The 22,554-nt window shown below is 60.4% G+C and carries 23 protein-coding genes; 10 read left to right on the top strand and 13 right to left on the bottom strand.

Translation table 11 applies throughout. The features are described 5' to 3' along the window. Positions 1-43: 43 nt before the first annotated feature. The 6 genes from BJG93_RS19860 to BJG93_RS19835 all read left to right on the top strand — a co-directional run bounded on the left by BJG93_RS19860 (position 44) and on the right by BJG93_RS19835 (position 4,760). A complete protein-coding gene (locus BJG93_RS19860) occupies positions 44-706 on the top strand; it encodes a hypothetical protein (protein WP_154671756.1) in 663 nt (220 codons plus the stop codon). Then, the gene (locus BJG93_RS19855) at positions 703-2,124 is read left to right on the top strand and encodes a hypothetical protein (protein WP_027196004.1); all 1,422 of its coding nucleotides are present in this window, start codon (positions 703-705) and stop codon (positions 2,122-2,124) included. The genes BJG93_RS19860 and BJG93_RS19855 overlap by 4 nt, the downstream gene beginning before the upstream one ends. After that, positions 2,018-2,737 (top strand): phage antirepressor KilAC domain-containing protein, encoded by a 720-nt coding sequence (locus BJG93_RS19850; protein ID WP_231337569.1) that lies wholly within the window; start codon positions 2,018-2,020, stop codon positions 2,735-2,737. Before BJG93_RS19855 ends, BJG93_RS19850 begins: the two co-directional genes overlap by 107 nt. A gap of 12 nt (positions 2,738-2,749) precedes the next feature. Continuing rightward, entirely contained in the window at positions 2,750-3,028 is a 279-nt protein-coding gene (locus tag BJG93_RS19845; RefSeq protein ID WP_027196003.1) for a hypothetical protein, read from the top strand. Between the two features lie 86 nt (positions 3,029-3,114). After that, positions 3,115-4,125, top strand: coding sequence for a phage major capsid protein (locus tag BJG93_RS19840; RefSeq protein WP_027196002.1), 1,011 nt, complete (start codon positions 3,115-3,117; stop codon positions 4,123-4,125). Further along, positions 4,122-4,760, top strand: coding sequence for an HK97 family phage prohead protease (locus BJG93_RS19835; protein WP_051374283.1), 639 nt, complete (start codon positions 4,122-4,124; stop codon positions 4,758-4,760). The genes BJG93_RS19840 and BJG93_RS19835 overlap by 4 nt, the downstream gene beginning before the upstream one ends. Positions 4,761-5,194: 434 nt before the next feature. On the opposite strand, the gene BJG93_RS19830 is transcribed toward BJG93_RS19835, so the two are convergent. The 3 genes from BJG93_RS19830 to BJG93_RS19820 all read right to left on the bottom strand — a co-directional run bounded on the left by BJG93_RS19830 (position 5,195) and on the right by BJG93_RS19820 (position 6,956). Further along, entirely contained in the window at positions 5,195-5,371 is a 177-nt protein-coding gene (locus tag BJG93_RS19830) for a GNAT family N-acetyltransferase (RefSeq protein ID WP_407675312.1), read from the bottom strand. Between the two features lie 69 nt (positions 5,372-5,440). Then, positions 5,441-5,977 carry a DUF4148 domain-containing protein gene (locus tag BJG93_RS36230; protein ID WP_322786942.1) on the bottom strand — a complete coding sequence of 179 codons (537 nt, stop codon included), beginning with the start codon at positions 5,975-5,977 and terminating at the stop codon, positions 5,441-5,443. A 199-nt stretch (positions 5,978-6,176) separates the two neighbouring features. Further along, the gene (locus tag BJG93_RS19820) at positions 6,177-6,956 is read right to left on the bottom strand and encodes a hypothetical protein (RefSeq protein WP_027196000.1); all 780 of its coding nucleotides are present in this window, start codon (positions 6,954-6,956) and stop codon (positions 6,177-6,179) included. A 786-nt stretch (positions 6,957-7,742) separates the two neighbouring features. Between BJG93_RS19820 and BJG93_RS19815 the strand changes: the two genes are divergently transcribed. Further along, on the top strand, positions 7,743-7,949 hold the full coding sequence (locus tag BJG93_RS19815; protein ID WP_154677411.1) for a type II toxin-antitoxin system HicB family antitoxin: 207 nt from the start codon (positions 7,743-7,745) through the stop codon (positions 7,947-7,949). A 534-nt stretch (positions 7,950-8,483) separates the two neighbouring features. On the opposite strand, the gene BJG93_RS19810 is transcribed toward BJG93_RS19815, so the two are convergent. From BJG93_RS19810 to BJG93_RS19780, 7 genes are all read right to left on the bottom strand, one after another. After that, on the bottom strand, positions 8,484-9,926 hold the full coding sequence (locus BJG93_RS19810) for a hypothetical protein (protein ID WP_051374282.1): 1,443 nt from the start codon (positions 9,924-9,926) through the stop codon (positions 8,484-8,486). A gap of 11 nt (positions 9,927-9,937) precedes the next feature. Continuing rightward, entirely contained in the window at positions 9,938-10,222 is a 285-nt protein-coding gene (locus tag BJG93_RS19805; protein WP_027195998.1) for a PAAR domain-containing protein, read from the bottom strand. 1 nt (position 10,223) lies between these two features. Next, entirely contained in the window at positions 10,224-11,657 is a 1,434-nt protein-coding gene (locus tag BJG93_RS19800) for a hypothetical protein (RefSeq protein WP_027195997.1), read from the bottom strand. Beyond that, positions 11,647-15,222, bottom strand: coding sequence for a type VI secretion system Vgr family protein (locus BJG93_RS19795; protein WP_071336628.1), 3,576 nt, complete (start codon positions 15,220-15,222; stop codon positions 11,647-11,649). The genes BJG93_RS19800 and BJG93_RS19795 overlap by 11 nt, the downstream gene beginning before the upstream one ends. A 211-nt stretch (positions 15,223-15,433) precedes the next feature. Continuing rightward, complete coding sequence (locus BJG93_RS19790; protein ID WP_051374280.1) at positions 15,434-15,835, bottom strand: hypothetical protein; 402 nt, start codon at positions 15,833-15,835, stop codon at positions 15,434-15,436. Between the two features lie 271 nt (positions 15,836-16,106). Beyond that, positions 16,107-16,271: a hypothetical protein gene (locus BJG93_RS19785; protein ID WP_154671755.1), complete on the bottom strand. Its 165-nt coding sequence runs from the start codon at positions 16,269-16,271 to the stop codon at positions 16,107-16,109. 275 nt (positions 16,272-16,546) lie between these two features. Continuing rightward, entirely contained in the window at positions 16,547-17,092 is a 546-nt protein-coding gene (locus BJG93_RS19780; RefSeq protein ID WP_071336627.1) for a hypothetical protein, read from the bottom strand. Between the two features lie 101 nt (positions 17,093-17,193). Here BJG93_RS19780 and BJG93_RS19775 point away from each other — a divergent pair, with 101 nt between their 5' ends. Continuing rightward, on the top strand, positions 17,194-17,619 hold the full coding sequence (locus tag BJG93_RS19775; protein WP_154671754.1) for a hypothetical protein: 426 nt from the start codon (positions 17,194-17,196) through the stop codon (positions 17,617-17,619). Positions 17,620-17,726: 107 nt separating this feature from the next. Continuing rightward, positions 17,727-18,017 (top strand): hypothetical protein, encoded by a 291-nt coding sequence (locus BJG93_RS19770; protein WP_027195995.1) that lies wholly within the window; start codon positions 17,727-17,729, stop codon positions 18,015-18,017. 204 nt (positions 18,018-18,221) lie between these two features. On the opposite strand, the gene BJG93_RS19765 is transcribed toward BJG93_RS19770, so the two are convergent. Both BJG93_RS19765 and ppnP read right to left on the bottom strand, forming a co-directional pair. Beyond that, positions 18,222-19,742, bottom strand: coding sequence for an ATP-dependent nuclease (locus BJG93_RS19765; RefSeq protein WP_027195994.1), 1,521 nt, complete (start codon positions 19,740-19,742; stop codon positions 18,222-18,224). A gap of 738 nt (positions 19,743-20,480) precedes the next feature. Then, positions 20,481-20,801, bottom strand: a complete 321-nt coding sequence (gene ppnP, locus BJG93_RS19760) for a pyrimidine/purine nucleoside phosphorylase (RefSeq protein ID WP_027195993.1) — start codon at positions 20,799-20,801, stop codon at positions 20,481-20,483. 311 nt (positions 20,802-21,112) lie between these two features. Between ppnP and BJG93_RS19755 the strand changes: the two genes are divergently transcribed. Next, a complete protein-coding gene (locus BJG93_RS19755; protein WP_027195992.1) occupies positions 21,113-21,499 on the top strand; it encodes a BON domain-containing protein in 387 nt (128 codons plus the stop codon). Positions 21,500-21,641: 142 nt separating this feature from the next. Here the strand turns inward: BJG93_RS19755 and BJG93_RS19750 are convergent, their stop codons facing one another. After that, positions 21,642-22,421, bottom strand: coding sequence for a hypothetical protein (locus tag BJG93_RS19750; protein WP_034478231.1), 780 nt, complete (start codon positions 22,419-22,421; stop codon positions 21,642-21,644). Between the last annotated feature and the right edge of the window lie 133 nt (positions 22,422-22,554).

The following is a 22,554-nucleotide window of genomic DNA, read 5'->3' as shown; positions in this document are numbered from 1 at the left end:
CGCCGTCAATCGCGCGACGCAGACCGGCTCGCTGCGCGTACAGATGGGCGAGTGGTACTCGTTCGAAGGCAAGCCGTATCTTACGTGGCCGCGCGGCTGCGATGTCTGCGCGCCGCTCGCGATATGGGCCGTCCACGGCATCGCGCCCGACCCGTTCATGCGGCGCGGGGCGTTCTACCATTCGGCCGCCTACCTGTCCGCGAAGGCGTCAACGCTGCGCGCGCTCAAGCGCCTTGTTCAGCGAGGGCTGCTGACGGTTCCACTCGAAGGCTTCTACCTGCTCACCGGTGCCGGTATCGACGTGGGCGCTGCCTGCGAGTTCGCGCCTGCCGGCCTCGACATCGCGCTCGACGTGTTCTGCGTTCGACCCGGCGAGCGCCGCAGTCTGGACAGGGTGCGCGATCTGCTCGCGCTGTCGCTGCCGGCGCACGCCATCGAATGGCTCGACCGCATCCCGACATGGCGGCGTCCTGACGCAATCGACCGCTACGGCATGAGCGAGTGGCGCAGCGACTGGCCGAATGCAAACCGGAAAATAAAGTTTCCCCGGATAACCGTTAGCGCATCAAGAGAGCGCCAATTGTTGGTGCGGATAGCCGATAGCGGACCAGCGGAATTCCGGACACGGATAGCCGTTAGCAACGTCGCCGGAATGTCCACTTTGGTCGACACTGATAACCGTTATCGCGACGGAGGCCCGTCATGAGCGGCCGCGAATTCAGCGAACGCGCGAAGGCGCGCAAGTGGGCACGGGAACATCCACTGCGCGGTCCGGTGCGCCGCGCCCTGTTCGAGATTCTCTGCGAGATCATCGATGGGGACCGCGTGTTCCATGCTGGCGTGCGCTGGCTCGCGTGGCGCATCGGTAGCAATCACACCTCGGTCCAGAACCAGATCAACGAATTCCGCGACCGCGAACTGATCGTGTTCATCGACCGCAAAGGGCGCGGCGGCACGAAGCGTTATCGCCTCGACTATGAACGCTCGGTCGAACTCTATCCCGATAGCGTGACGCTCGAACAGTTCCGGCTGATGAACCCGGCCGAGCCGGAAGTGTTCAGCGAGATTGAACACTTCGAGCAAGCCGAAGTGTTCAGCGAGGTTGAATACTTCGACGCGCCGAAGTGTTCAACTTCGGGCACCGAAGTATTCAACCTGATGGGTCCGAAGTGTTCAACTTCAGGCACCGAAGTGTTCAACTTTTCGGGTCGAAGTGTTCAGCGAGACTGTACAAAGGGTTTTGAGGTTAACACGCAGTGTGAAACGCAGGGAAAAACAGAGAGGCCCTCAGTCGCCGGGCGGGCTGTCGGCTTTGCTTCGCAAAGCTCGACCTCTCACTCGCCACCCGCCGGGCACGAACACGAAGCGGACAAGGCGGACGGCATCGCCGCACTCGCGCAGGCGATGATCGACCAGTTCGACACGTACTGCGAAGCGAAGGATCACGACGCGGTCGAGGACGCGTTCATGCACTTCGCCAGGCGCGGCGCGCGTGTGGATGACCTGCACGAGGCGATCAGCACGGCGCAACGCCAGTGCAGCGACGGTCGCAAGCCGAGGCTGACAGCGGTGCGCAATGCGCTCGACATCCTGCTCGGGACGCGCGAGTCGGTCATCGACCACAGCTGCCGGTACGACGAGGAAACCAGACAGACGGCGCAGCAACTCGAAGCGATCTTCGCACGCTACCTCGACAAGCCCTCGCGCAATGCCGGATCGTCACGGGTGCATATGGCCGAGTGGCTTTGCTGGTGTGTCTCGAACGACAACGTGGACGAGGTCACGTTCGAGGCCGCGTGCCGCGAAGCGGCGAAAAAGATCAACAGCAAGACGCCTCAGTGGAAGACCGCGAGAGCCGCGCTCGATGCACGGGTCCGGGCTCGCGATGACGGCAAGGATTTTTTGACCGGCCCGCCCGCGCGGCGGGCACCTGCATGCCGGGTAACGACACGCGGCACTAACCCAAGGGAGGGAAGCCATGAACGACCTGATGACCGGCAGTACGGCACAACCGACGATGAGCAGCCGCGAGATCGCGGAGCTGACCGGCAAGCGCCACGACAACGTGAAGCGCCTGATCGAAACGATGGCCGAGCGCGGTACCATCACATTCCCTCAAATTGAGGAAATCTCCACGGCGACGAAGCCGCTCACGCAGTACGTGTTCGAAGGCGAGCGCGGCAAGCGCGACAGCATCATCGTCGTGGCGCAACTCTCGCCCGAGTTCACCGCCGCGCTGGTGGATCGGTGGCAGCAACTCGAAGCACAGACGGCAACGCATCCGGCGCTCCCCGACTTCACCGATCCGGCTGCATCGGCGGAAGCGTGGGCGCAACAGTATCGTCAGCGCGTCGCGGCGGAACGCGATGTCTCCGCGCTGGAACACCAGGTCGACGACTTGCAGCCGAAGGCCGACGCGCTCGATCACATCGCCAGTCTCGAAGGCTCGATGTGCATCACCGACGCGGCGAAGAATCTCGCCATGAAGCCGAAGCAGCTGTTCGAGTGGCTTTTCCTGCACGAATGGATTTACAAACGCGTCGGCAACCGCGACTACCTCGCGTACCAGACGAAGCTGCAGGCCGGGTTGCTGGTCCACAAGGTTCACGAGTACACCGGCACCGATGGCGAACTCCATTACGCGACACGGGTCTGCGTCACGCCGCTCGGCCTCACGCGTCTCGCCACGGCCATCAGGGCAGATATCGCCATCGCATCAGACGTCGACACCGAGTGAGCAGCGCCAACCGTGACCGGTGAAGCCGAACTCGCCGCGCGCATCGCTCAAACGGCGTGCCAGATACGCGAATGGTGTCAGCGCAACGACTACGCCATCACGATCGATGACTGCATCCCCGAGCGCGCAGCAGCGAGGGTACTCGGCTATCGCTCGCCCGATGCGTTGAGAAAGCAGGTCAGCGACGGCCGCAACCTGATGAACTACCGCCTGCGCGGCAACGTGCGCCACTACCCGGTGCTCGACGTGGCTCGCATCATCGAGGCAGGCTGGAACCGCAACGGCAAATAGTGCGGATAGCGCGGAAATGTCGGCATCGACTTCCGGCCTGCCCACGACGATCATCTGAAGCATTCCGAGCGTACCGGGAGCGCGTCATGATCGCTGGAAACAGCTTTGTCAAATTCATTCGCTGCATGGCAAAGGCGAACGGCGATCCGTTGCAGGCCGCCGAACTCTGCCGCAAGGATTACAGCGACGGTGCAGCGCTGTCGTTATGCCAGAAGGCGATCATCAGCACCGGTGACCTCGGCGGCGATGCCGCGTGGCGCGCGTCGATGGCGGAATTCATGGCCGGCGTGGCCACCTACGATCTGCTGCCGCGCGTCGGCGCAGTCAGTCCGCTACACATCATCCCGCTGCGCACGCGCGTGCTCGTTCAGGACGAGGACCCGGTCGCGATCTGGACGGGTGAAGGCGAGCCGGTCGTGGTGAGCGGCGCGTCGTTCACGGAAACGAAGGTCGAGCCGCAGAAGGCTGCAGGCCTGATCGTCGTGACGAAGGAAGTCGTTGCGCTCGCCAGCGACGCTGCCGAGACAGCACTGACCCGCTCGCTGCAACGCGCGGTTGCACGGATCACGTCAGCGGCCGCGTTCGCCGCGGCGCCGGTCGCTGGCGCGCCTGCCAGCCTCCTTGTGGACGCAACCGAAGTGCCGTCGACCGGCGACGTGAAGGCTGACATGGCCGCGCTGACCGCAGCGTTCAAAGGTGACATCGAGCGCGCGGTGCTGGTCATGTCTTCGAACACCGCGCTGTCGTTGTGCCTGCAGCCGTCGCTGGTGGGCAGCGCGGGCGGGCTCGGCGTGAAGGGTGGCGTGTTCTGCGGTCTGCCGGTCGTCGCATCGTCGGCGGTCGCTGACGATGTCGTGGCGCTGGTCGATGCTGGTGGCGTGACCTATGGCGATGACGGCGTGGAACTCGACGTGGCCACGCAGGCGGATGTCACCATCGATGGTGTCATGCACTCGTTGTGGGCCGAGAATCTGGTCGGCTATCTGGCGCGCCGTTTCGTGGCGTGGCAGGCCGCACCCGGCTCGATTGCCTATCTGTCGGATGCGGCATGGGCGACGACCGCTGCCGCAACGAAACGCAAGGGGCACACATCATGAGACAGGCCGACATCCAGCACGCCAGCACGCTGCTGGTCATCCGCAGCGCCAACGAGGACCTGCGCGAGATCAGCGGGACTGCCTCGACGCCGACCCCGGACCGTTATGGCGACGTGATCGTATCGAGTGGCGTGAAGTTCTCGACGCCGCTGCCATTGTTGATCGCACACGATCACACCAAAAGCGTCGGGTCCGTGATCCTCGGCGCGGCGTCGGAACTCGGCGTTCACTTCAAGGCCGTGATTGCGAAGATCGAGCAGGACGGGCCGCTGAAATGCCTGTGTGACGACGCATGGGCCAGCGTGAAGGCCGGTCTGTTGCGCTCGGTCTCGATCGGCTTCCGGCCGCTCGAATCGGAGTCGATGCAGGGCGGCGGCGTGCGGTTCACGAAATGGGAGTGGCTGGAACTGTCGCTATGTGCGGTGCCGGCGCAGCCCGAAGCCACGATCACCGACATGCGCAGCCTCACGCCCGCCGAAGCGCTGGTCGAACGTCAGCTGGCCGAAGATCGCGCGCAACGCCGGCAGGCCGGACTCACCGGGACCACGGCGTCATCGGTCGATACCGTGTTCGAGGCGCGGCTGGCCGAATATCGCAGGCGCTATCCGCGCGGAGTGCGCGTGCGCGACGACTAGAACACCACCGGCGCGGCGGTGGCTAATATCCGCGCATCCGCGAGTAGTCGGCTCTGGCCGTGCGGCGTCTCCTGAGTCGCACGGCTTTTTGTTGCGCCTGCCGTGAGTCCGGGTCCAGAATCCGTTGCAGGTGCAACCTGTCGGAGGCGATCATGGCGGATATCGGCGAGCAGGTGATACGGCAGGTTGTCGAGGCTATCGTAGCGGGTCGCATGCGCTGGGTGCCGCTGCCACGTGAGCGGTATGAAACCGCGGTTGCTGCCCCGGGTCTGACGCGTCGCGAACGCGACAGGCTGCGCAAACGCGGGCAGCGCAGTCGCCGCAGCGGGCGGCCGTCATGAGCGCCGACCGGCGTGAACCGACCCACAAGGGACAATCATGTCGCTCGATAACGGACAATCGATGCAGCCAAATGCAACTGCTTACATAGCGCCTCAAGTACCGAGCGCTTTTTTCAAAAAGGGTTTTAGAGTGGCCCACCGGAAAACCAGGGAATTCGCCGATTGGACATAGCCAGGCCGTTCGTAAAAGGACCTTGCCTGAAAATCATCCGTGTCGAGCGATACGTCATGACATCCACGTGCCAGCGCCTCCTCCTCGGCCAATTGCATGAGACGTTTGCCCACACCTTGGCCGCCCCCCTTTCCTGTTGCCGATAGGCCTTTCAATGAATACCAGGCTTACATCGGCGCGAACAGGTTACTGCCCGAGTCAATCCGTGTCGTGGGCACCTTCACGTTCTGTCCGAGACAATCGGCACGGTATTTCAACCTGAGGCGCGCCTGCGCCAACTGGATGTCCGATGGATAGTTGTTTTCGTCGCGAGCCGACGGCTCGTAGCCGACCGATTCCAGTTCGCTGAGTTCTTGCATCAGTTGAGCATGCGTGACCGGTTTGCTCAACGGTTGGAAAGGATAGTCAGTGCATTCGGCCGGCGTCAGCTTGCCGGCTGCCGACGCCACGCCGCTTGCCAGCAGAATGCAAAGCGCTACTGCGGATTTTCTCCAGAAGGGTTTCATGTCGTCGGTTCCTTGCGCGCTGTTGTGATGGTGCGATGTTGCGCTGCGCGACGTATCGAACTGCAATGAAACTGATGAACATTTTTCTAACTGGATCGTGACACTGGGGGTACTTCCAATGTCGACGATCCAGGCGACGTGGCCGAATGACCGAACCTGGCCGATTACTGCCCGATCAGCATCGGTTGCGGTTGGCATGCCGGTGGCGTGCGCCGCGGGTGGCGGGCGGTTCGCCCCCCGGTTGTCGAAGTGCGCACATGAGAGAAAAACTTTTTCGGGGGTTTCCGACCAGACCGGAGAAACTTTGGAGATACCCCCCACGGACCGGCCCCGGACTGACAAAGGACGGCGATGCCAGCGTCATGCGACAAGTGTCATCAGAGCATCGCCTGTCTTTTCAACTATCGGAATGTCGCTTAATACAGGCGAGCATCTCGGAAGCAACGAGGCGGCAGTCGTGAACTTCTCGCGAGATAGCGAGCGCTGTGAAGCCGAAGACGGATGCTGCCATTAAGCAAATGAGATTGGCGTCCTGCACACAGCCTTCTAGGGCTTCGGCCTGGGCGAACTCGGACATTTCAATCTCAGCGTATGGACCGCCATGTACGAACGACGACAGAAGCGCGTAGGCCGGAACGATTTGGGCGAGGAACGGCTGCTCTTTTGCAATCATGCCGGGCGCGGTTTCAGCTAGGAATCGAAGTATTGCGCGATACTTGAATTTGCCGGATTCGGCTTCGATCTGGCGCGCGCTCATTCCCTCAGTACGTGGGTATAGCTGGGTGAGCGCGTTCCGCACGTCTCCAACCAAGGTGTTCCCAAGCAACGCCTCTGCAGCCTTGACAGCAGACGCGTAGTCCATCGCCTCAGCAGCTCCGCAAAAGGAGTAGTAGTCATCGCCTGCCGCATCTGTCTTCTCGCTCAAGAATCGGACGAACACGTATGTGAAGCGCAGGTAATGCTCACTGAAACATCGGAATAGCAATTTGAAAGCATACGGGTTGTTCGAATCTACCATGTCGAACATCGCCGTCTTAAGGCTATTTATCTTGATGGCAAACGTTAACATCGCGCGGTACGTGTGAGGGAACTTCGTTTTCCCCAACGTCCCGATCAGTCGCGGCACGTGTTTTTCGATCAACGCAAAGAACTCTGTGTCCGCTTCGGCATAAGTCATGGCAGGTGATGTGTTTATAGGAGGCTAGACGTTCATTCGTCCCGGCTGGCTGCTTGCCGGCAACGGGAGACGTGAATGCTGGTCAAAACCATCCTACCATTAGCGACCGACCGCAGACCGACCGTTGAATTGCTGACGACGAAGCTCGAGCGCGCGAAGGTGATGTGGCTGAGAAGGCCCGCAGCCGGCGCCAAATTCGGTTCGTGGTGGCGCTGGCGCGCGCGAGCCGTGTGTCACAGCTATCTGCGAGCGCGGGACGTCCAGAAGGCCGCTATGCGCGCCGCGTTCGCTGAAACCCCGTCCAGCAGGGGACTCCGGCGATTCTGGCGGTCGCGCTGTGAACGCGCGGCAATAGTCCCCACGTAGTCCCCGCGCCGTAATTTTGCCCCTCGCCAACCGGCTATAATCGCCGTCGAGGCCTTGATGGATAAGGGTTCTGGCGATTTTCGCGTGAGACTCGACGTTTTCCCTGTGCGGGGCGGCACTCACTTTCTTTGCTGCTGCAAAGAAAGTAAGCAAAGAAGACAGCTCACACCGCCAATTCTTAAGCGGGTCCCTCGGTCCGCCTCCGGCAGTGGTGCATCTGGAATCCGTGCTCCCGCACATTCGGCGGTAGTGACAAAGCAGTCATTCTTCCGGCGGCGCTGCGCGCGCCGAAACCTCGTTCCAAAACCATCGGTCGGTTTCCCTGGCAGCCCCGTCCGCGACGCACGCAGTGCGGAGTGGGAAGGATGACGGCTTTGTCACCAGGGTGAAATGTGCGGGGGCACCGACTGCGGAGGCGAAATGGCAACAGAAAGACCGGAACCCGACCGGGCACACGGGGACGACGAATACGCGGGGGCGGGAAAAAAGAAAATCACCATCACTGGCGACCGCGATCTGCTCAGACGCATCGACACGCATGCCCGGCGGCACGGGCTCACGCGTTCAGCACTGTTTTCGGTCGGCGCCAGTCTGTTCGTGGACGATCTGTTGCGAAGGCGGGAATGAACGGCCGGAGCGTGATGACGGCCGATCTGATGCCCCGGCATGGCGGGCCCCTGCAAGCACCCGACGCACGATTCCGGCGGCGATGACACGGGACCAGGAGGCCGGCACCGCCGCGTGCTTACCGCAGGCGGCGACCCGGCTGCGAGGCATCGGAACCATCCGTGCGCAGGCGACGCAAAGGGAGGGCGAGCGTCATGATCGGGCAGCCGCAGTGCGAAAAGCGCGGACACCGTCCAGCGAGCCGTGCGGGCAGGCTCGTGACCGGCTCGCTTACCTGGCTGGTCGACCAGCTCCGCCCTTCACGCGAATACGATCTGGACCTGTGGCTTGCGTTGCACCACTCGGGCACGGGCGAGAGCATACGGCTGTACAGGATCAGGCGGGTCCAGTAATTCGCAGCGCCCCGCCGCACCGCGCGGGTCAGAACTGCGCCGTCAGGTGGAAACCGAGCGTCACGCGCGCAGTGGGAAAATCTGACGGCTCGTAGATCGGCGTCCCGGCGAACAGGGTCTCGGCAGATAGTTCTACTGCTGATCATCCGACAATGCTCGCCACAAAGTCCACTGTCGATTCCACCATCCGTGCGAAAAGCCCAGAATGACGGATGAAGAAAAACACCACCATCAAAAGAATGGTGCCGCACGTGACAAGGGTGTCCGTCGAACTCCAGCCCTTTTCCGGTGACAGCAGCATGCTGACCATCCAGAACGACGCGAGCGCGCCGACTTCAGGACCCAATAGCGGCCTGTAGCCGTATTCATCCTTCCATGACACGTCCACCGGAGCCGGTTCCTTCGCCACCAGATTCAGCGCGACACCCTGCGCGTGGCGCAACGCAATGAGCTGTGGCCCCTGGCCGAATTGCGCCATCTTCGCGGCCAGCGCCTGAATCACCCAGCGCGCCACGGGAGCCTGCGGACCGATGGCCGGCTCGAGCGCGTGCGCCTCTATCTTCAGGCCGGACTCCCTGACAGCGCCAAGGGTCGCATGCTGTGCCAGCCCCTTGAGTCCACTGTGCCAGAAGTGACGGATACTATCGGGGGGCACCTGTCCCGCTTTCAGCAGCAAGGCTAGCAGGCGGTCTGCCTGGTCGGCGTCGCCGTCAATCTGGCGCAGCAGCCACGCCTGGCGTTTCAGGTCTGGCTTGTCGCGCATGAGTGCGGGCGACCCCAGCAGCAGGGCCACCGCCGCTTCAGAATCGGTGCGCCCAACGTCTGGCCCGCTCTTGTTCAGATGCCAGGCGAGCACGAGGCGATACTTCGGCGTTGTGTCCTGCGAATGATAGGGCCAGTAACTGGCCTTGCTTTCGAACCACGTGTCCGCAAAGCCAACGTCGCGGCGGTTATCAAGCCACCGTACAACAGGCTTGCCCGGAAGCGTCAGCCTGGCCCACGCTTCCAGAACCTCGTTCGACAGTACCTGGTGGTCGCACTGCACCACGATCTCGAACGATCCGCCTTTCGCCGCCGACGCGAGCTTCGCGGCCAGCGGCGTAAGCAGGGCATCCAGCAGGCTGTTCAAACGCGAGCCGTCATCTGCTGCCTCTATGTCTGCCAGCGCCATGACCTTGCCGGGATTCTCGGGCGGCGAGCCTTCGAGCGACAGCATGCGCTCGGCCAGGTCCGGCTCGGGCGTGAGGATCACGCTGTCGAGCACCGCCACGCCCGAGCGGCTTTGCCGCTGCCAGCCGGTCATCTGGTGCCAGCGTGCCGAGTTGTGTTCTGCGGCCTGCGTCGCCGGGATGTCATACGATAACCAGTACACCGTACAACTTAGTGCCAGCCAGCAGAAAAACGGCACCGCGACCGCGTAATGCAGGACCGTGTCCCAAGGGATCGCCCCTCTTGGGAGGCCAGGCACCACCAGGGCGAGTGCGACACCCTCGACAATCAGGTACAGCAGCAGATAGAACCAGAGGGGCAGCGGCTTAAAGGTCGCCCGCTCGGACGGAAACTGCGGGTTCCAGCGAAAACTCATCCAGCCTCCTGTCAGTCAGCCGTCCACTCGTGCTGCGAGGCAAGCAGCCTGGGTTTCGGGTTACAGGCGCACAGGCAGAAGTCGTTCTCCAGCGCGGGCACCTTGCCGTACCAGTCCTGTTCGAAGCGCTCACCGTTACGGCCTATCCTTCCGGTAGTGCCGCAAGCAGGGCAGATTACCGGCGCGCCGATATAGCCCATCCTGCGTCCGTTGTAGCCGGTGCCATCGATACCATCGGCGACGGTTCCGCCAGCGGTGCTGCGGTCGCCTTCGAAAATATGGGCGCGTGCTCCCATCTCAGGCTCCCACCCATTCCCAATCGGCCCGCTCGCCCGCACCCTTGATCGAGGGCATCGGCTGGCCGCGCCGCAGCGTCACGAGGCTCGACAGGTCATGGCGGTATTCCGGGCGCAAGAAATCCGATCCCGTCGGGATGCGCGCCACCCAGCGCCCGCTGCGCGGACAGGTCGAACCCGCCCCGCAGAACTGCACGGTATCCTCGATCATGTCAAACGACCACTGCTTGACCGGTGTCGGCGCGGTAGCTTCCCACTCCCATTGCGCCGGCCCGTTGATGTTGACGCCGTTCCCGTTCTCCATCGGCATCTTCACGTTCTCGGTGGTGGCGACGTCCCCAGCCTTGAACGGCTTGACCTGGAGACTGCAATAACGGCCACCGTGAATCAGCGTCACCGCGCGATACAGACCGTCCTCCGCGAAAGTCTCGCCAGGCTTGACCGGCCGAAACGACATCTCGGCGCGTCGCGTCGCTTCCCACTGTTCGCGTTCCTCGGGTGTCGAAGGATAGTCGCGGTCGAACGTGATCCGGGTCGGCTTCTTGTAGTCTGAATGGAAATCGACACGCAACAGGCTGGACTGGATTCCGACGACCTCTATGTCCATGAATGCACCCGCGTTTAAATTGTATTCGCCAGCAGAAAATTTTTCGATGGAATTAGTCTTTAGCTTCACCACTATGAAGCTATGGGGGGCAAGTTCAATCTCTCCACTAGGAAATTGTGCTGAATCGACAAGAGGCTGGCCCGCCAACGCAAGGGCAAACTTATCTTTCCGAGAATTTACCTGCGCACCATTTACACCCAAAATAGCCATACGCTTCCCCATTCGAGTATCCCATTTATCTGGCGTCTTGAACTTGATAAGGTAGTCGCCGCTATTGCTAAAACTAACGGAAACCAGAAATCCATCTCTAGCACGCTCGATTGAAACAAGTGAAACGTCGAGTTTCACAACCTTTGTCCCTTGGACCCCCGCATTTGTAAGCGAGTCCACCAGATCAGCAATCTTGCTCACGACATCGCGATTAAAATCTCTCACGTAACTGCTTCTCATCTCCCCACCACATTTCGCGATGTAAAGATCGGGAATCGTCACATCGCTTTTCGGGTCTTTCGGCGAGCATAGCAATTCCGCAAGTTTCTTGGCATCTTCCAGATTCTGGTTCAACAGTTTCAACTCAAATATTCCGACCCCATTGATATTTCGATCCAGCGAGGAGTTACCAATCTGAACCCTTAAGGTATCGCCCGAAACTGATATTGAATTGTTCCCATAGGTGTTAATGCTGCCATCCGCAGCGCCATTTGTCGTATAGCTAAATTGCATCGATTGATTCTCCGCGTTTACTGCCTCAGCGTGTGCATTGCTTCCAAGCATATACAAGGCGAGAGCCGCATGCCCCAAATGCCTGATCCATGAATTATGATTCATAGCCAACCCTCCACAACTTGTTCGTCGCAAGCGAATACTGACGCCGCACATATTCCAGGTAATATGGCTTGATCGTCGCGCGACCCTTCTGCAACGGCAGGTTGGCGCCATAGCCCATCAGATTTGTCTGCGAACGCCCTTGCCACGCCAGGGTTCCTGCTTTTGCATCGACCAGTGAAAAATCGATCCGCCCATCCTTGATATAGGTTTCGTGAAGCCAACCGCCCTGGTCGTAGTATTCATCGGGGAAATTGAAATAATGGCCGCACTCATGCGCTTCGACATTCGCAATTGGATAATCATGTATTACCTGATTCTGGTCTTGCCATTTATGCTGCTCCCCCCATGAGGATGTATCCGCCCGAAGGACGGAGGGGTACAGATGGAGGGAGACGTGCTCCTTGAATCCGCTGACCGGCGCACCTCTGATCGATAAGCGGAAATCAACCTTGAAGTTGACCTTCACCCGGCATCCGCATGCCGCCCCCTTGGAGCAACCGTCCAGGATCAGCTTGTAGCCGCCCTGATTCAGCACCGCTTCGATACGACTTTTCAGCGCGATGAGATCGTATTTATCTCCCACCGAATCGCGATAGTCCATTTTGACACCCTTGCGTATAGAGCCAAGCGTCATTGTCGAATGAGCGGAAAAATTGTACGGAATCGTCTGATCGTCAGCCGTAAGATCACGCTTTCCAGTTCCATCAACCGGAAACAGATCCATCGGAATCAGCATCACACGAACGGTGCAGGTAATCGCCTTGTCCTGCTCGCTGTACGCAAATTCGAAATTTGAATCTCTCGAACCACCGCCCCGGTACTGCGTCGTTTTATCGTCGCTCATCCAAGGCGTCCGGTTATCCAGCATGCCCAAATACGATTTAGCTTCGACATGCTGCTCGACATCAGCTTTCAAATCCGTGCTTTTCCAGTCACAGGGAACAGCGTTCACCAGCTTGATGGGATCAGGCGCAACAGCAGCCTTCGGCTGATCGTCGGGACTATTCAGTGTGGTCTTGGCTTTAGGAATCCCTGAATCCACATTTGAGGGCTTCCCGTCAAACGGCGAATAAGCAGACGCGCCTGGCGGCAGAGCATCACTGGATTTACGCGAGAAAAAGTCGCCAAGCGGTGATGGTGCCACCCCGCCCGCATCGGGTGCAGGCGCAACCATGTTCTCCGCTGTGTCCATCTCGGGCGCAGGTGCGGGCGGAGGAACGAAAGCCGGGTTGGTGCGCCACACTTCACACGCTGTCGTGTACGGCACGAACGCAGGAGCGAACGCCGCGCCGCCCAGGTCCATCTGCGCGGGCCCGCTCCCCTTCACGCCAGCCGTGCGGAACAGCACGCCGCCGCGCGAACCGATCTCGACGCCGCCCCCGCTGATCTTCACGTAGGTGCCGTTCACGTTCAGGATGATTTCCTTCGCTGCCTTCACATGAACCACGCCGTTGACGGACTCGAAGGACATGTCTTCCTGCGAAGCAAGCTGCATGCGGCCACGCTGCGCCTGCGCGACGAAATCCCCCGCCGACGTTATGAGGCTCATGCCCTTCTGCGCGAACATCGACAGCACATCTCCGGCTGCGGCGGTGATACGCCTGAGCGTACTGAAATGCACGCCTTTCTTCGCGGTGCCGATGATAGGGCCGTCTGCGGCAAGGTGCATCCCGCCCCCCGAAACGACGCCAGCCGGCCCTGGACCCGTGACCAGGACGCCAGGCTTCTTCAGTTCCTTCAGGCCATCATGGATCGCCTGCTGCGCATCCATATCGGCAGGCGACGCCTTCGACGGCGTGGCGGCATCCGCAAGTGACCTGGCGAACACCTGGTGATCCGTCAGTTGCGCATCGGTCTCGTCCATGGCGAGCACCTTGCCGCTGCCACCGGCCTGGTTGTACGCCGTCACCATCACGCCGGCTCCTCCGCGCGTGACCGCGTGACCGGCCGTGCGAAGCTCCGCGCCCGCTCCCCGCTCTTTCAGTTCACCGTCCGGTATGAAACCGAGGTTGAGCTGCGAGCGCCCCGAGTGCTCGGTGCTGAGTTCGATTCCCTGCTGGTTGTCCCAGTCATCCATCCACAGCTTGTTGCCAGACTGCGTACGGATTTCGTTGCGCGACATGCGCCGCCGTGAGGAATTGATGAGGTCGGGACGCTGGCTGTTTGGCATGAAGCCCACCAGGATCGGCTTGTTCGGGTTGCCTTCGCGAAAGCCCACCAGAGCCTCATCGCCTTCCAGCGCGGGCATGTGCATGCCGGTGTTGTTCCTGCCCGAGAATGGCTTCGCCAGCCGCAAGGGAACGCTCTCGGCGCCCTTCGGCCATTGGCCGAAGTCGCAATGAAAGCGCGCAATGTACTCCCCCTTGTCAGTCAGGTAGGCAAACTTGTATTTATCAGGCGAACATATCGTTGCGCCGAGTGTGCCATGTATGCGGGGCCACCGGCTTTCATCGATCACCATCCGGTAGGGGCGGTCGGCGGGAACGGCGGTGAAGCGGTTCATGTAGCTGGCGTCCCGCGCACCACTATGCACGACCTTCGTAACGACCATGCCCGATTTCGTGTCTTCAAGCGCCCGGTCCGAGCGTACGAGGCGACCCGGCCTGAGTTCGAGCACGGTCGATTTGACCTTGTAGCGCACCTGCTGCGCACGCGCCGCCTCATGCCGCAACTGCGCCTCGCGCTTCGCACCTTTGGCGTCTCCGTGATGCGTGCCCCAGACGTACGGCTGGCCGATCATTGTCTGGTCGTCCCGGGCTGGCTCGCTTTCGTCACGAAGAACCTCCCAGGCGTTTTCCGGGTTGTAGTCCGCAACGACAAAGGACTCCGGCACGGTGCGGGTATGCACCCTGAAGGAAAAGATGGACTCCTCGAACGTTGACAACCCGGCAGTTGGACGGTCACGCACAGTGACGTGAGGCCGTTCGTAACCGTCGATATCATCGGCAATGACCAGCACTTCACCATGCTCGCCGGTCTTCGTGAAGCAGAACAGCCCAGCCTGTTCCATTTCCAGCCTGATATAGGCCCAATCGCCCATGTTGTACTGGAAACGGAAGTCATGTCTCCGATGCTCACGTCTCAGGCGAAATTCAACCTGCATCGAGAAGCGGATGTCGTGGCGTTCAAGGATTGACTTGATGATTTCCCACGATGCCATCCGCTGGTAGGTGACGCAGTTGCTCGGGCCGTCGAGCATGGCGAGTCGCTGACGAACCACCACGTGGTAGGTGCAACCATCACGCGATTCCGACACCAGATTAAACCGCGACACAAAGCCGCTAAATCTGCGCAGTCCGCGCCCATCCTCGGGCTGGATCGAGAACTCTGCGAACTGCCCGAGCACCTTCTTTCTGCTGACCGGCTCCGTCGTCGTGATCACGGCCTTGATGCGATACGGCTCACAGATTTCCTCATGCACTTCCCATGACACGACCGACGCAAGCGGCATCGGTTTCGGCTTGCCCGTCTCACGGTCAACCTTCTGCGGCTTGCGCGGCATGAACTTCAGATGCGCCGATTGCCGCCCTGTCAGATAGTTTGTTATTCGATCAGATTCCGCCATATCTAGCCCGTTAAAGCAGTGAGGTATTTACCAAACTCGCTACGTCACCATCTAACGCCTCCCGGGTCAACTGGTTTAAAACGAGATCGCCTGGAATTGACAATCATTGACAGATGCACGATGGAATAGATTCATGAGGCATGTTTCTGCATCGGCAGCGATGAAAAAAAGGCGGCATTGAGCCACCTTCTCCAGCATTGATTGACGCCGGTTAGTGCTTTGTCCATGAAGCGTCCATAGCCGCCAGTTTCCCGTTCGCGCCCTGCGCAGCGTCAGCAAGAATCGCTGCGGCGTCCGCCGGCGTCAGTTGGCGGTGAGGAAGTCCCTTGGCGTCGAGCGCAAGCAGCGTGAACAGTTCCTGATCGCAGCGGTTGGTCGAGTGATAGTTCTCGCCGATCTGGATCATCAGTTCCAGCAGGTTGCGGTGTTCGTGTCTTTCCGCGACAGTCACAGCAGGACTCCTGAACATCGAGGTCGCAAGTGTAATCAGATGTCGGAGTTGCTGCCCCTGCCGGTCGCAAAGATGGAAGGCGGCCAGCGCGAGCTGTTCATACTGGAGAGCGTCTACAGGGGGGCGGGACGGAGATTGCTGCTTTCTGGTGGATTTGGTCATGCGCGGTCCTGGTTATCGTGAAGGATCGCCCGGACACATAGGGAAGCAGGTGAGCGGGCACGTGACAAGGTTGGCAGACCGGCGTGAAAGCCAAAACCGGCAGACCCGAGGGTCTCCTTGCCACGGCCCGCCCATTGACAATGGACGTGCAGAAGCAAACGCAAACCTGCCGAAGCAGGTATGCGGGCTTTCACCTTTCCAGGCTGCCAAGCCTGAGCCGTCATTGTTTCGACGGCATTCCGATTATAAGCGGATGCTGGAGAATTCGCGATTATTGGGATTGTGCGCTGTCGCGAAGGCTCGAAGGGACTTTCACCGTGCCCGTATGACCTTCAATGCCGCTCACGGTGTTTGCATTGCCTTCGATGTGAATCACGGTGCAGCCCGTCAGCATCGGCACTGCGAGAAGGATCAAGGTCATTACAACGTGTAGCATGATGGGATTCTCCTGCGCTACAGGTAGACATCTACCGCGCTGTGTCCTCATCAACTGTATTCACGCATGACCAGCAGTCCGTCGCTGCCTCGGCCAGCCGTGAACGACCCGGAACTACCAAGTCCGCCACCGCCGCCCGCTCCGCGACCCGAGCCATCACGGACCGGCGTCGCCCCTGACGGACCATAGGCGGCGCCCATACCGCCAATGCCGTACATGGATTTCCTCGCCGGGGTGTAGTTCGATAGCGTGGTGCTGACAACGGCAGCGAACCCTCACCGCGCACGTTCAGGTCGCCGTTCACGCCTGTTCCACCCGGCGCACCGAGCAGCGTGGCAATCGTTGCCGAGCCCGCCCCGCCAGCGCCACCGGGTCGCGTAGGCAACGGGTGATAGCGGGCTGCCAAGATACGTATTCGCTCCCTGCCTGCCCGCGTTGCCCGAGTCCGGCACGATGCCACCCGCGCCAATGACGGTTTCAAGCTCGTCGGGCAGGCTCTCCGCATGGCGACGCAGCCACGCATAACCGCCAGCCCCTCCGCCCGTGGCAGTCCCTGTATTCGACGTACGGTTCGCCACGCCACCTGAACCGCCCGCGCCCTGAATGCTGGCTTCGACGATGGCCGAGTTACGGTCCGATTTGCGCCACGGCGGGCTGACAATCGCGTGCGTACCCGTTCCCGCGTCGGTCATCGATATGGGTGCGCCGCCCTGCGTGCCGGAAATCTGGAATGTGTTCTGGTCAGCGGATACCTGAACCACGAAATAGGTCGTGGCTGGCGCAATGCTGCCCGGTAACGCGTCGGTACTACTGAACGTCACCGGTGATCGATACCGGCATGCGCGACAGGGGGCCAGCCGAAGAAGTCAGACGGGAATCCGCGGCGCATGGATCGTCGCGCACAAGCAGCGTCAAGGAGCGCATGAAGAAGAACGCGACTACACGCAATGCAGCGCCGACGCTTGACGAGGTTCTGAAGGCCATTGCGGAAGCGACGAACAGCAGTGAAATGACGGCGGTTGGCGAACTCGCAACGAAGTTGCGCACCGATCAGGAAAAAGACATCGCACGCACAGCATATAGCGACAAGCTCAACGCCGAACGCGCTGCGGCACACGCGCAAGCCGCGCAGGACGATCCTGCTGGCGCAGGCTCGAAAGATGGCGGCGGCGGTGAAGTGGCAGCAATGACGTTCGCCCAGGTCATGGACGCGCTGGAAAAAGCGGAAACGCCCGACGCGCTCGATGTTGCCGCCGCCCTGATACGCACCGTGCAGGACGAAGGCCAGCGCGAAGAACTGGAAGAGTTCTTTGTAGCGAAACGCCACAGGATGGAGAGTGAGCAATGAATGCGGTAACGACTTCCAACTGAGGAGAACGCGATGATGACCTTCGAAAATCATCCTGTCAGGGTTGAGCACATCAACCGCGCACGGAATACCACGGCGATGACGAGGTGCTGGCGCTCGACCTGAAAATCACGACCGACCTTCCGAATACGTCCCTCGACCGCCTGTCGCCAACGCTACGCCGGTCCCTTTACGACGCGGACGGGACCAATGACCTGATCGACCCCGACAACACCCCGCACCTGCGCAATCCGCAGTTAGGCACGCTGCACTGGTCCGGCAGTTTCCCGGCCGACTTAACGTTCCGCGATAGCGGTCACGATGACGATTTGCCGTTTATCGACGCGAAGCTGGACAGAATCACGTTCGTACCCAAGGCCGGCGGGACGGTCCCGTAGACATTCCGCGTCAAGGTCTACCCGGAAGACGAACATGCGTCGGCGCGCGTCCTGTCGCTCCTGCACCGGCCGGACGTGCGCGGCACGCTCGAAGCGCTCGAAGCGACAGCGGACGAAGTTGAATGATCAACCTGTCTCGTCAATGCCTAAAACTGCCGCGCATCAAGGTCCGCTTCAGCGGGCCTTGATGCGCTCTGGCGGGTCTCACGTTACCAATGCCTGAGTAAGAAGCGGACCGAACAATTGCAATACAGATGCGCGGTTCTTGTCGAAGTGCCACTTCGAAAATAATTGAAAGAGTGCCTTTTGCACTTGCACTTCGCTTTCATTCGGCAGCGCCCCCGCAATGTGGCGCACGACTCGCTGCACCGCAGCTTTGCAGGCTCGCCGTTGCTCTCCGCCTGCCGCGGGAGGAATGTCCCCTATGTCTTGGGGACGAACTTGGAGGTGGTGATTGTTAAAGTGCTGCCGAATGTGTAACTGCGCGTCGCCTCCGTTACCCAAGTATTCGACCAGGCCGACTTCTGGCGTCCACGGAAGATAATCAATCGTACGTTCGTGAGCCTGAAACTCTGCCAAAGCAGCGTGGTTTTGTTGTGCTCTCCATCCCGCGATGGTCTCTGTTTTTACGTCGTTGTCGAGCAACGCGACTGAAACTGTCGTAGGAGGTAGGAGCGCTCTACTACGGGCGAGAAACCGCACAACACTGATGAACGGGCCAATGGGGACTACATGCACCGTCGGAAACAGCGACACCTCGTTTCTGAAACGGTGACTAATTGAGAGGCGCGCGAGCGCCTCGGTCGCGTAAAGCGCCGATTCGTCCTCCACGTAGATAACCAAGTCCGGCGCGCGCTCTTCGTCGTACGCAATGTTCCCCAATGCGTACGTCGGATAGCAGCCTTTCACCGTAGTTACCGCTCCGTTGCTTGCCTCCAAAAACAGGATTTGTTCACGCGGGACGCGTTTTAGCAGGCTTACCGAATGCGTCGAAAATATCACTGTGAGTCGCTTCTGCTCTGCCATTTCTTGCAAATAGCGCAACAGCTCAATTTGTGCGCGGGGATGCAGCGCAAGCTCCAGCTCGTCAATAAGTACTAGCGAATTGTTTGCGCAGTACATCAACTCCCGGACCAATTTCAGAATGCAGAGCTCGCCCAAACTGAAGTTCCGCTCAGAAACGTACTTCGCGCCAGGTGCCGGCTTGGACTGAAGGACGAAAGCAGAGTTTCCGCCGCCTCGCGTTAGGTTGATGGTTTTGAGGGCATCGAACTTATTCGTTCCCAAAATCCGATTCGCGGCTTCGCGGAGTTGCAGCGGAGCTTGTGCAACGCGACGAACGTTGAAATCTTCGGGCCGAGGCGTAATCCGGTCTGCCGTCGCGCCAATATAAAAGACTGAGGGATATCCAAACGCCGACAGCAAACGATTGTTCGAGCGAGGCCGGGGAACCCATCGCTCGCCGCCGTATGCATATGTGACCTCACGGCCATTGACGCAGTAAACAATTTCTGCCCCGTCGAAATTATCAAGCGAGTCGGAGTATTGTGAAGCGCGGAAATGCTGGGCGAATGCATTTCCTTGCCCAATGCGCCGCAGGCACGCAAGGACGGAAGTTTTGCCAGCACCGTTAGCGCCGGACAGCAGGTGGACCCCCGGGGGCGGGACATCAAAGGTAAGTTCCCTGATGTGCTTCAGATTGCGAATAGTGATTTTATTTGACATCTGATTGTCTTTTTCTATGGCGTAACCATGGACTTCGTCTAGCGTGTCCAAACTGGCATAGGTCTACTTGCCTATTATGGCATCAATTGTGCTCGGGTCGTCCCGCTGATGGGGTACAGACGCTAGTTATCCGACTGATTCACGCGCCTGTCGGGTGTCGCAAGAAAGCCGCAAATATTGTCCTCAGGCTGTCCTGCTGCAAATAAAAATCTTCTACTTTCGGCGGAAGGAATGCCGGAAAACCTTGCCAGACAAGGCAGAAAGTAGGCAAAGAAGACAGCTCACACCGCAAACTCTTAGGCGTGTCCCTCGGTCTGCCTCCGGCAGTGGTGCATCTGGAATCCGTGCTCCCGCACATTCGGCGCTTGTGACAAGGCAGTCGTTCTTCCGGCGGCGCTGCGCGCGCCGAAACCCTGTTCCAAAGCCATCGGTCGGTTTCCCTGGCAGACCCGTCCGCGACGCACGCAGTGCGGAGTGGGAAGGATGACGGCTTTGTCACTGACGTGGAATGTGCGGGGGCACGGATTCCAGATGCACCACTACCTCCTCCAAGCCAGGGGGCCCGCTTATGAGCTGGCGGTTTGAAGCTGTCTTCTTTGCTTACTTTCTTTGCAGCAGCAAAGAAAGTGAGTGCCGCCCCGCATAGGGGCAACGCCAATAGACCAATAACAAATCAAGGAAAGGCCAACAAAAATTGCCCAAGCCATCCCCGACGCGTACAACAGGCGTCATTCCCACTTACAGATAGCTGCAAACATAGTCCAACGTTTCAACCACATCGATATCGAAGCGGCTTTTGCCCGGCACCGAGAACGACTCGGCGGCACCATAGGTCTTCCACTCGTCGCTGCCGTCGAGGCGGATGCGGCATTGGCCCGCCTGCACTTCCATCAGTTCCGGCGCGTCGGTGCCGAAGTTCAGCGTGCCGGGCAGGATCACGCCGAGCGTCTTGCGCGTGCCGTCGGCGAACAGGACGGTGTGCGACACGCACTTGCCGTCGAAGTACACGTTGGCTCGTTTGACAACAGAAACCTGGTCGAATTGCGTTGCAGCCGTCATGGCGATCTTCCTCTAGGTCATCGTGAAGGGATGTTTTGCGGCCCGGTGGGCGCGGCAGACGGCGTGCGATCCGCGCAAGCCGCCCGCGCGAGGCTTCGGGCCGGGCGCGAGCCCGCCATCATACAGGCTGATTCGCCCAATGCGCTCCCCGCTACCGCAAACGCATCGGCACCGCGACTAGCGGCATGCACTACACTGGCATGCGGCTGCGACGTCCGCGCTGGCCCGACTCCACGTTGATCGCATGCGCGGCATCGTGCGCTAATGGAGAGGCTCGCGCGCGATTCAAACCAGGTGGTACAGGAGGACGTGTGAGAACAGAAAGCGCAAGCACCCTCATCGGCGCGATTGCCGCAGCACTCATTGCGATCGGCACAGCGACCTATGCAAACGCGCAAACCACTGGCGCAATGCCGAACGACGCGTCCGCGCAAAGCCAGTCCATCGCGGCCTCGCCGGCTCGCAACAGACCCGATAGCGAGCTCGCGCGCGAGGTGCGGCGCGCGCTCGCACGCACACCGAACCTGCATTCAACGGCGATTCACGTGCAGGCGCGTCACGGCATCGTGACGCTGACCGGTTGGGTGCCGCAGCGCGCTCAAGTGCAACGCGCCGGCAGCGTCGCCAGATCGGTGCGCGGAGTCAGACAGGTGAATAACCGTCTGAATGTACGCACGAGAGGTGCCGGCGGTCATTAGCGCAAAGCGAATAAATGAAAGTACTCGGCCCGCTACGAGTGCGCCGGGCTGAGTACTTTATATTGGCCGTTCAATCAATGCGTGCGAACCATCGCTGCGGCGCTCCATCGTTGCCGAACGCCGCCACGACTCGAGCCATACCTCAACGCCACGTACGATAGCTGTAGACCGGGGCGCGATACGCATACATGCGCGGCTGCGCCCAATAGACCGGCGGACGATAAACCTGGTAAGCGACAGGCGCGGCCGGTTGAACCACCGTTTCCACGACCGGCGACAGTTCATCGTATTCCGGCTGCGGATAAACCGGCACGTACTGCACGGGCGGCTGCGGATAGCCCTGCCGCACGTACACCGGCTGGTCGTCGGCATAGACCGGCTGGATCTGGGCGTAGGCCGGCGCCTGCTGATATTGCATTGGCGGCGGCGCGTATTGCGGCTGCGGGTACCCCTGCTGATATTGCGGTTGCGGCGGCGGTTGCGGCGCCTGACGTTGCGCGTACTGGACCGGCTGCGGCTTCCGAGGCTGCGGCGGAATGCTCGTGTACTTCGAGTGATCGTCTTCGGGAACGCCCGGTGGCAGCGGCGGCACGTCGACCCGCGCGACCTCGGTCTTCGCGGCTTGCCGCTGGCCGTGATTGTGCGCGTCGATCATGGCCTGGTAATCGGCCTGATCCTGTTTGCCGCGATTGATATAGCCATTGCGATACGCGCGGGCCACGTCCGACATCTTCGCGTTCGGATCTTCCTTCATGCCGTCTGCATTGACCTTGTACTCGTTCGCACTGAGCGAGCCGGCCGGCGCCTCGTCGTCGCTCGCATACGCGGCTTCGGGTCCGTCGGCCCACGCTGGATAACACTGCAGCGTTAGCGCCGAAGCGACCGTCGTCACCCCGAGCCCCCAAAGCTTCATTGTTCTCATGATCTACCTCGCGGCCGATTAAGATTATTGAAAGCCGAATTTTTTACTTGCAGGCGCGGCTATTCCCTGCGCGTGCAACTGTTATTTTTTAGCACAATCTTTTAACGTCGGCGTTATTTTTTCTTTGCAAATG

Source organism: Paraburkholderia sprentiae WSM5005, from assembly GCF_001865575.2.
In the GTDB taxonomy this organism is placed as follows: Bacteria; Pseudomonadota; Gammaproteobacteria; order Burkholderiales; family Burkholderiaceae; genus Paraburkholderia; species Paraburkholderia sprentiae.
This window is presented reverse-complemented; position numbering and strand designations above follow the sequence as displayed.

Excerpts from the sequence above, each read along its gene's own strand:
- BJG93_RS19860 (WP_154671756.1), top strand. The coding sequence starts at position 44 with ATGGGCGAGTGGTACTCGTTCGAAGGCAAGCCGTATCTTACGTGGCCG.
- BJG93_RS19855 (WP_027196004.1), top strand. The coding sequence starts at position 703 with ATGAGCGGCCGCGAATTCAGCGAACGCGCGAAGGCGCGCAAGTGGGCA.
- BJG93_RS19850 (WP_231337569.1), top strand. The coding sequence starts at position 2,018 with ATGAGCAGCCGCGAGATCGCGGAGCTGACCGGCAAGCGCCACGACAAC.
- BJG93_RS19840 (WP_027196002.1), top strand. The coding sequence starts at position 3,115 with ATGATCGCTGGAAACAGCTTTGTCAAATTCATTCGCTGCATGGCAAAG.
- BJG93_RS19835 (WP_051374283.1), top strand. The coding sequence starts at position 4,122 with ATGAGACAGGCCGACATCCAGCACGCCAGCACGCTGCTGGTCATCCGC.
- BJG93_RS19830 (WP_407675312.1), bottom strand. The coding sequence starts at position 5,371 with ATGCAATTGGCCGAGGAGGAGGCGCTGGCACGTGGATGTCATGACGTA.
- BJG93_RS36230 (WP_322786942.1), bottom strand. The coding sequence starts at position 5,977 with ATGCCAACCGCAACCGATGCTGATCGGGCAGTAATCGGCCAGGTTCGG.
- BJG93_RS19820 (WP_027196000.1), bottom strand. The coding sequence starts at position 6,956 with ATGACTTATGCCGAAGCGGACACAGAGTTCTTTGCGTTGATCGAAAAA.
- BJG93_RS19815 (WP_154677411.1), top strand. The coding sequence starts at position 7,743 with ATGGCAACAGAAAGACCGGAACCCGACCGGGCACACGGGGACGACGAA.
- BJG93_RS19810 (WP_051374282.1), bottom strand. The coding sequence starts at position 9,926 with ATGAGTTTTCGCTGGAACCCGCAGTTTCCGTCCGAGCGGGCGACCTTT.
- BJG93_RS19805 (WP_027195998.1), bottom strand. The coding sequence starts at position 10,222 with ATGGGAGCACGCGCCCATATTTTCGAAGGCGACCGCAGCACCGCTGGC.
- BJG93_RS19800 (WP_027195997.1), bottom strand. The coding sequence starts at position 11,657 with ATGAATCATAATTCATGGATCAGGCATTTGGGGCATGCGGCTCTCGCC.
- BJG93_RS19795 (WP_071336628.1), bottom strand. The coding sequence starts at position 15,222 with ATGGCGGAATCTGATCGAATAACAAACTATCTGACAGGGCGGCAATCG.
- BJG93_RS19790 (WP_051374280.1), bottom strand. The coding sequence starts at position 15,835 with ATGACCAAATCCACCAGAAAGCAGCAATCTCCGTCCCGCCCCCCTGTA.
- BJG93_RS19785 (WP_154671755.1), bottom strand. The coding sequence starts at position 16,271 with ATGCTACACGTTGTAATGACCTTGATCCTTCTCGCAGTGCCGATGCTG.
- BJG93_RS19775 (WP_154671754.1), top strand. The coding sequence starts at position 17,194 with ATGAAGAAGAACGCGACTACACGCAATGCAGCGCCGACGCTTGACGAG.
- BJG93_RS19765 (WP_027195994.1), bottom strand. The coding sequence starts at position 19,742 with ATGTCAAATAAAATCACTATTCGCAATCTGAAGCACATCAGGGAACTT.
- ppnP (WP_027195993.1), bottom strand. The coding sequence starts at position 20,801 with ATGACGGCTGCAACGCAATTCGACCAGGTTTCTGTTGTCAAACGAGCC.
- BJG93_RS19750 (WP_034478231.1), bottom strand. The coding sequence starts at position 22,421 with ATGAGAACAATGAAGCTTTGGGGGCTCGGGGTGACGACGGTCGCTTCG.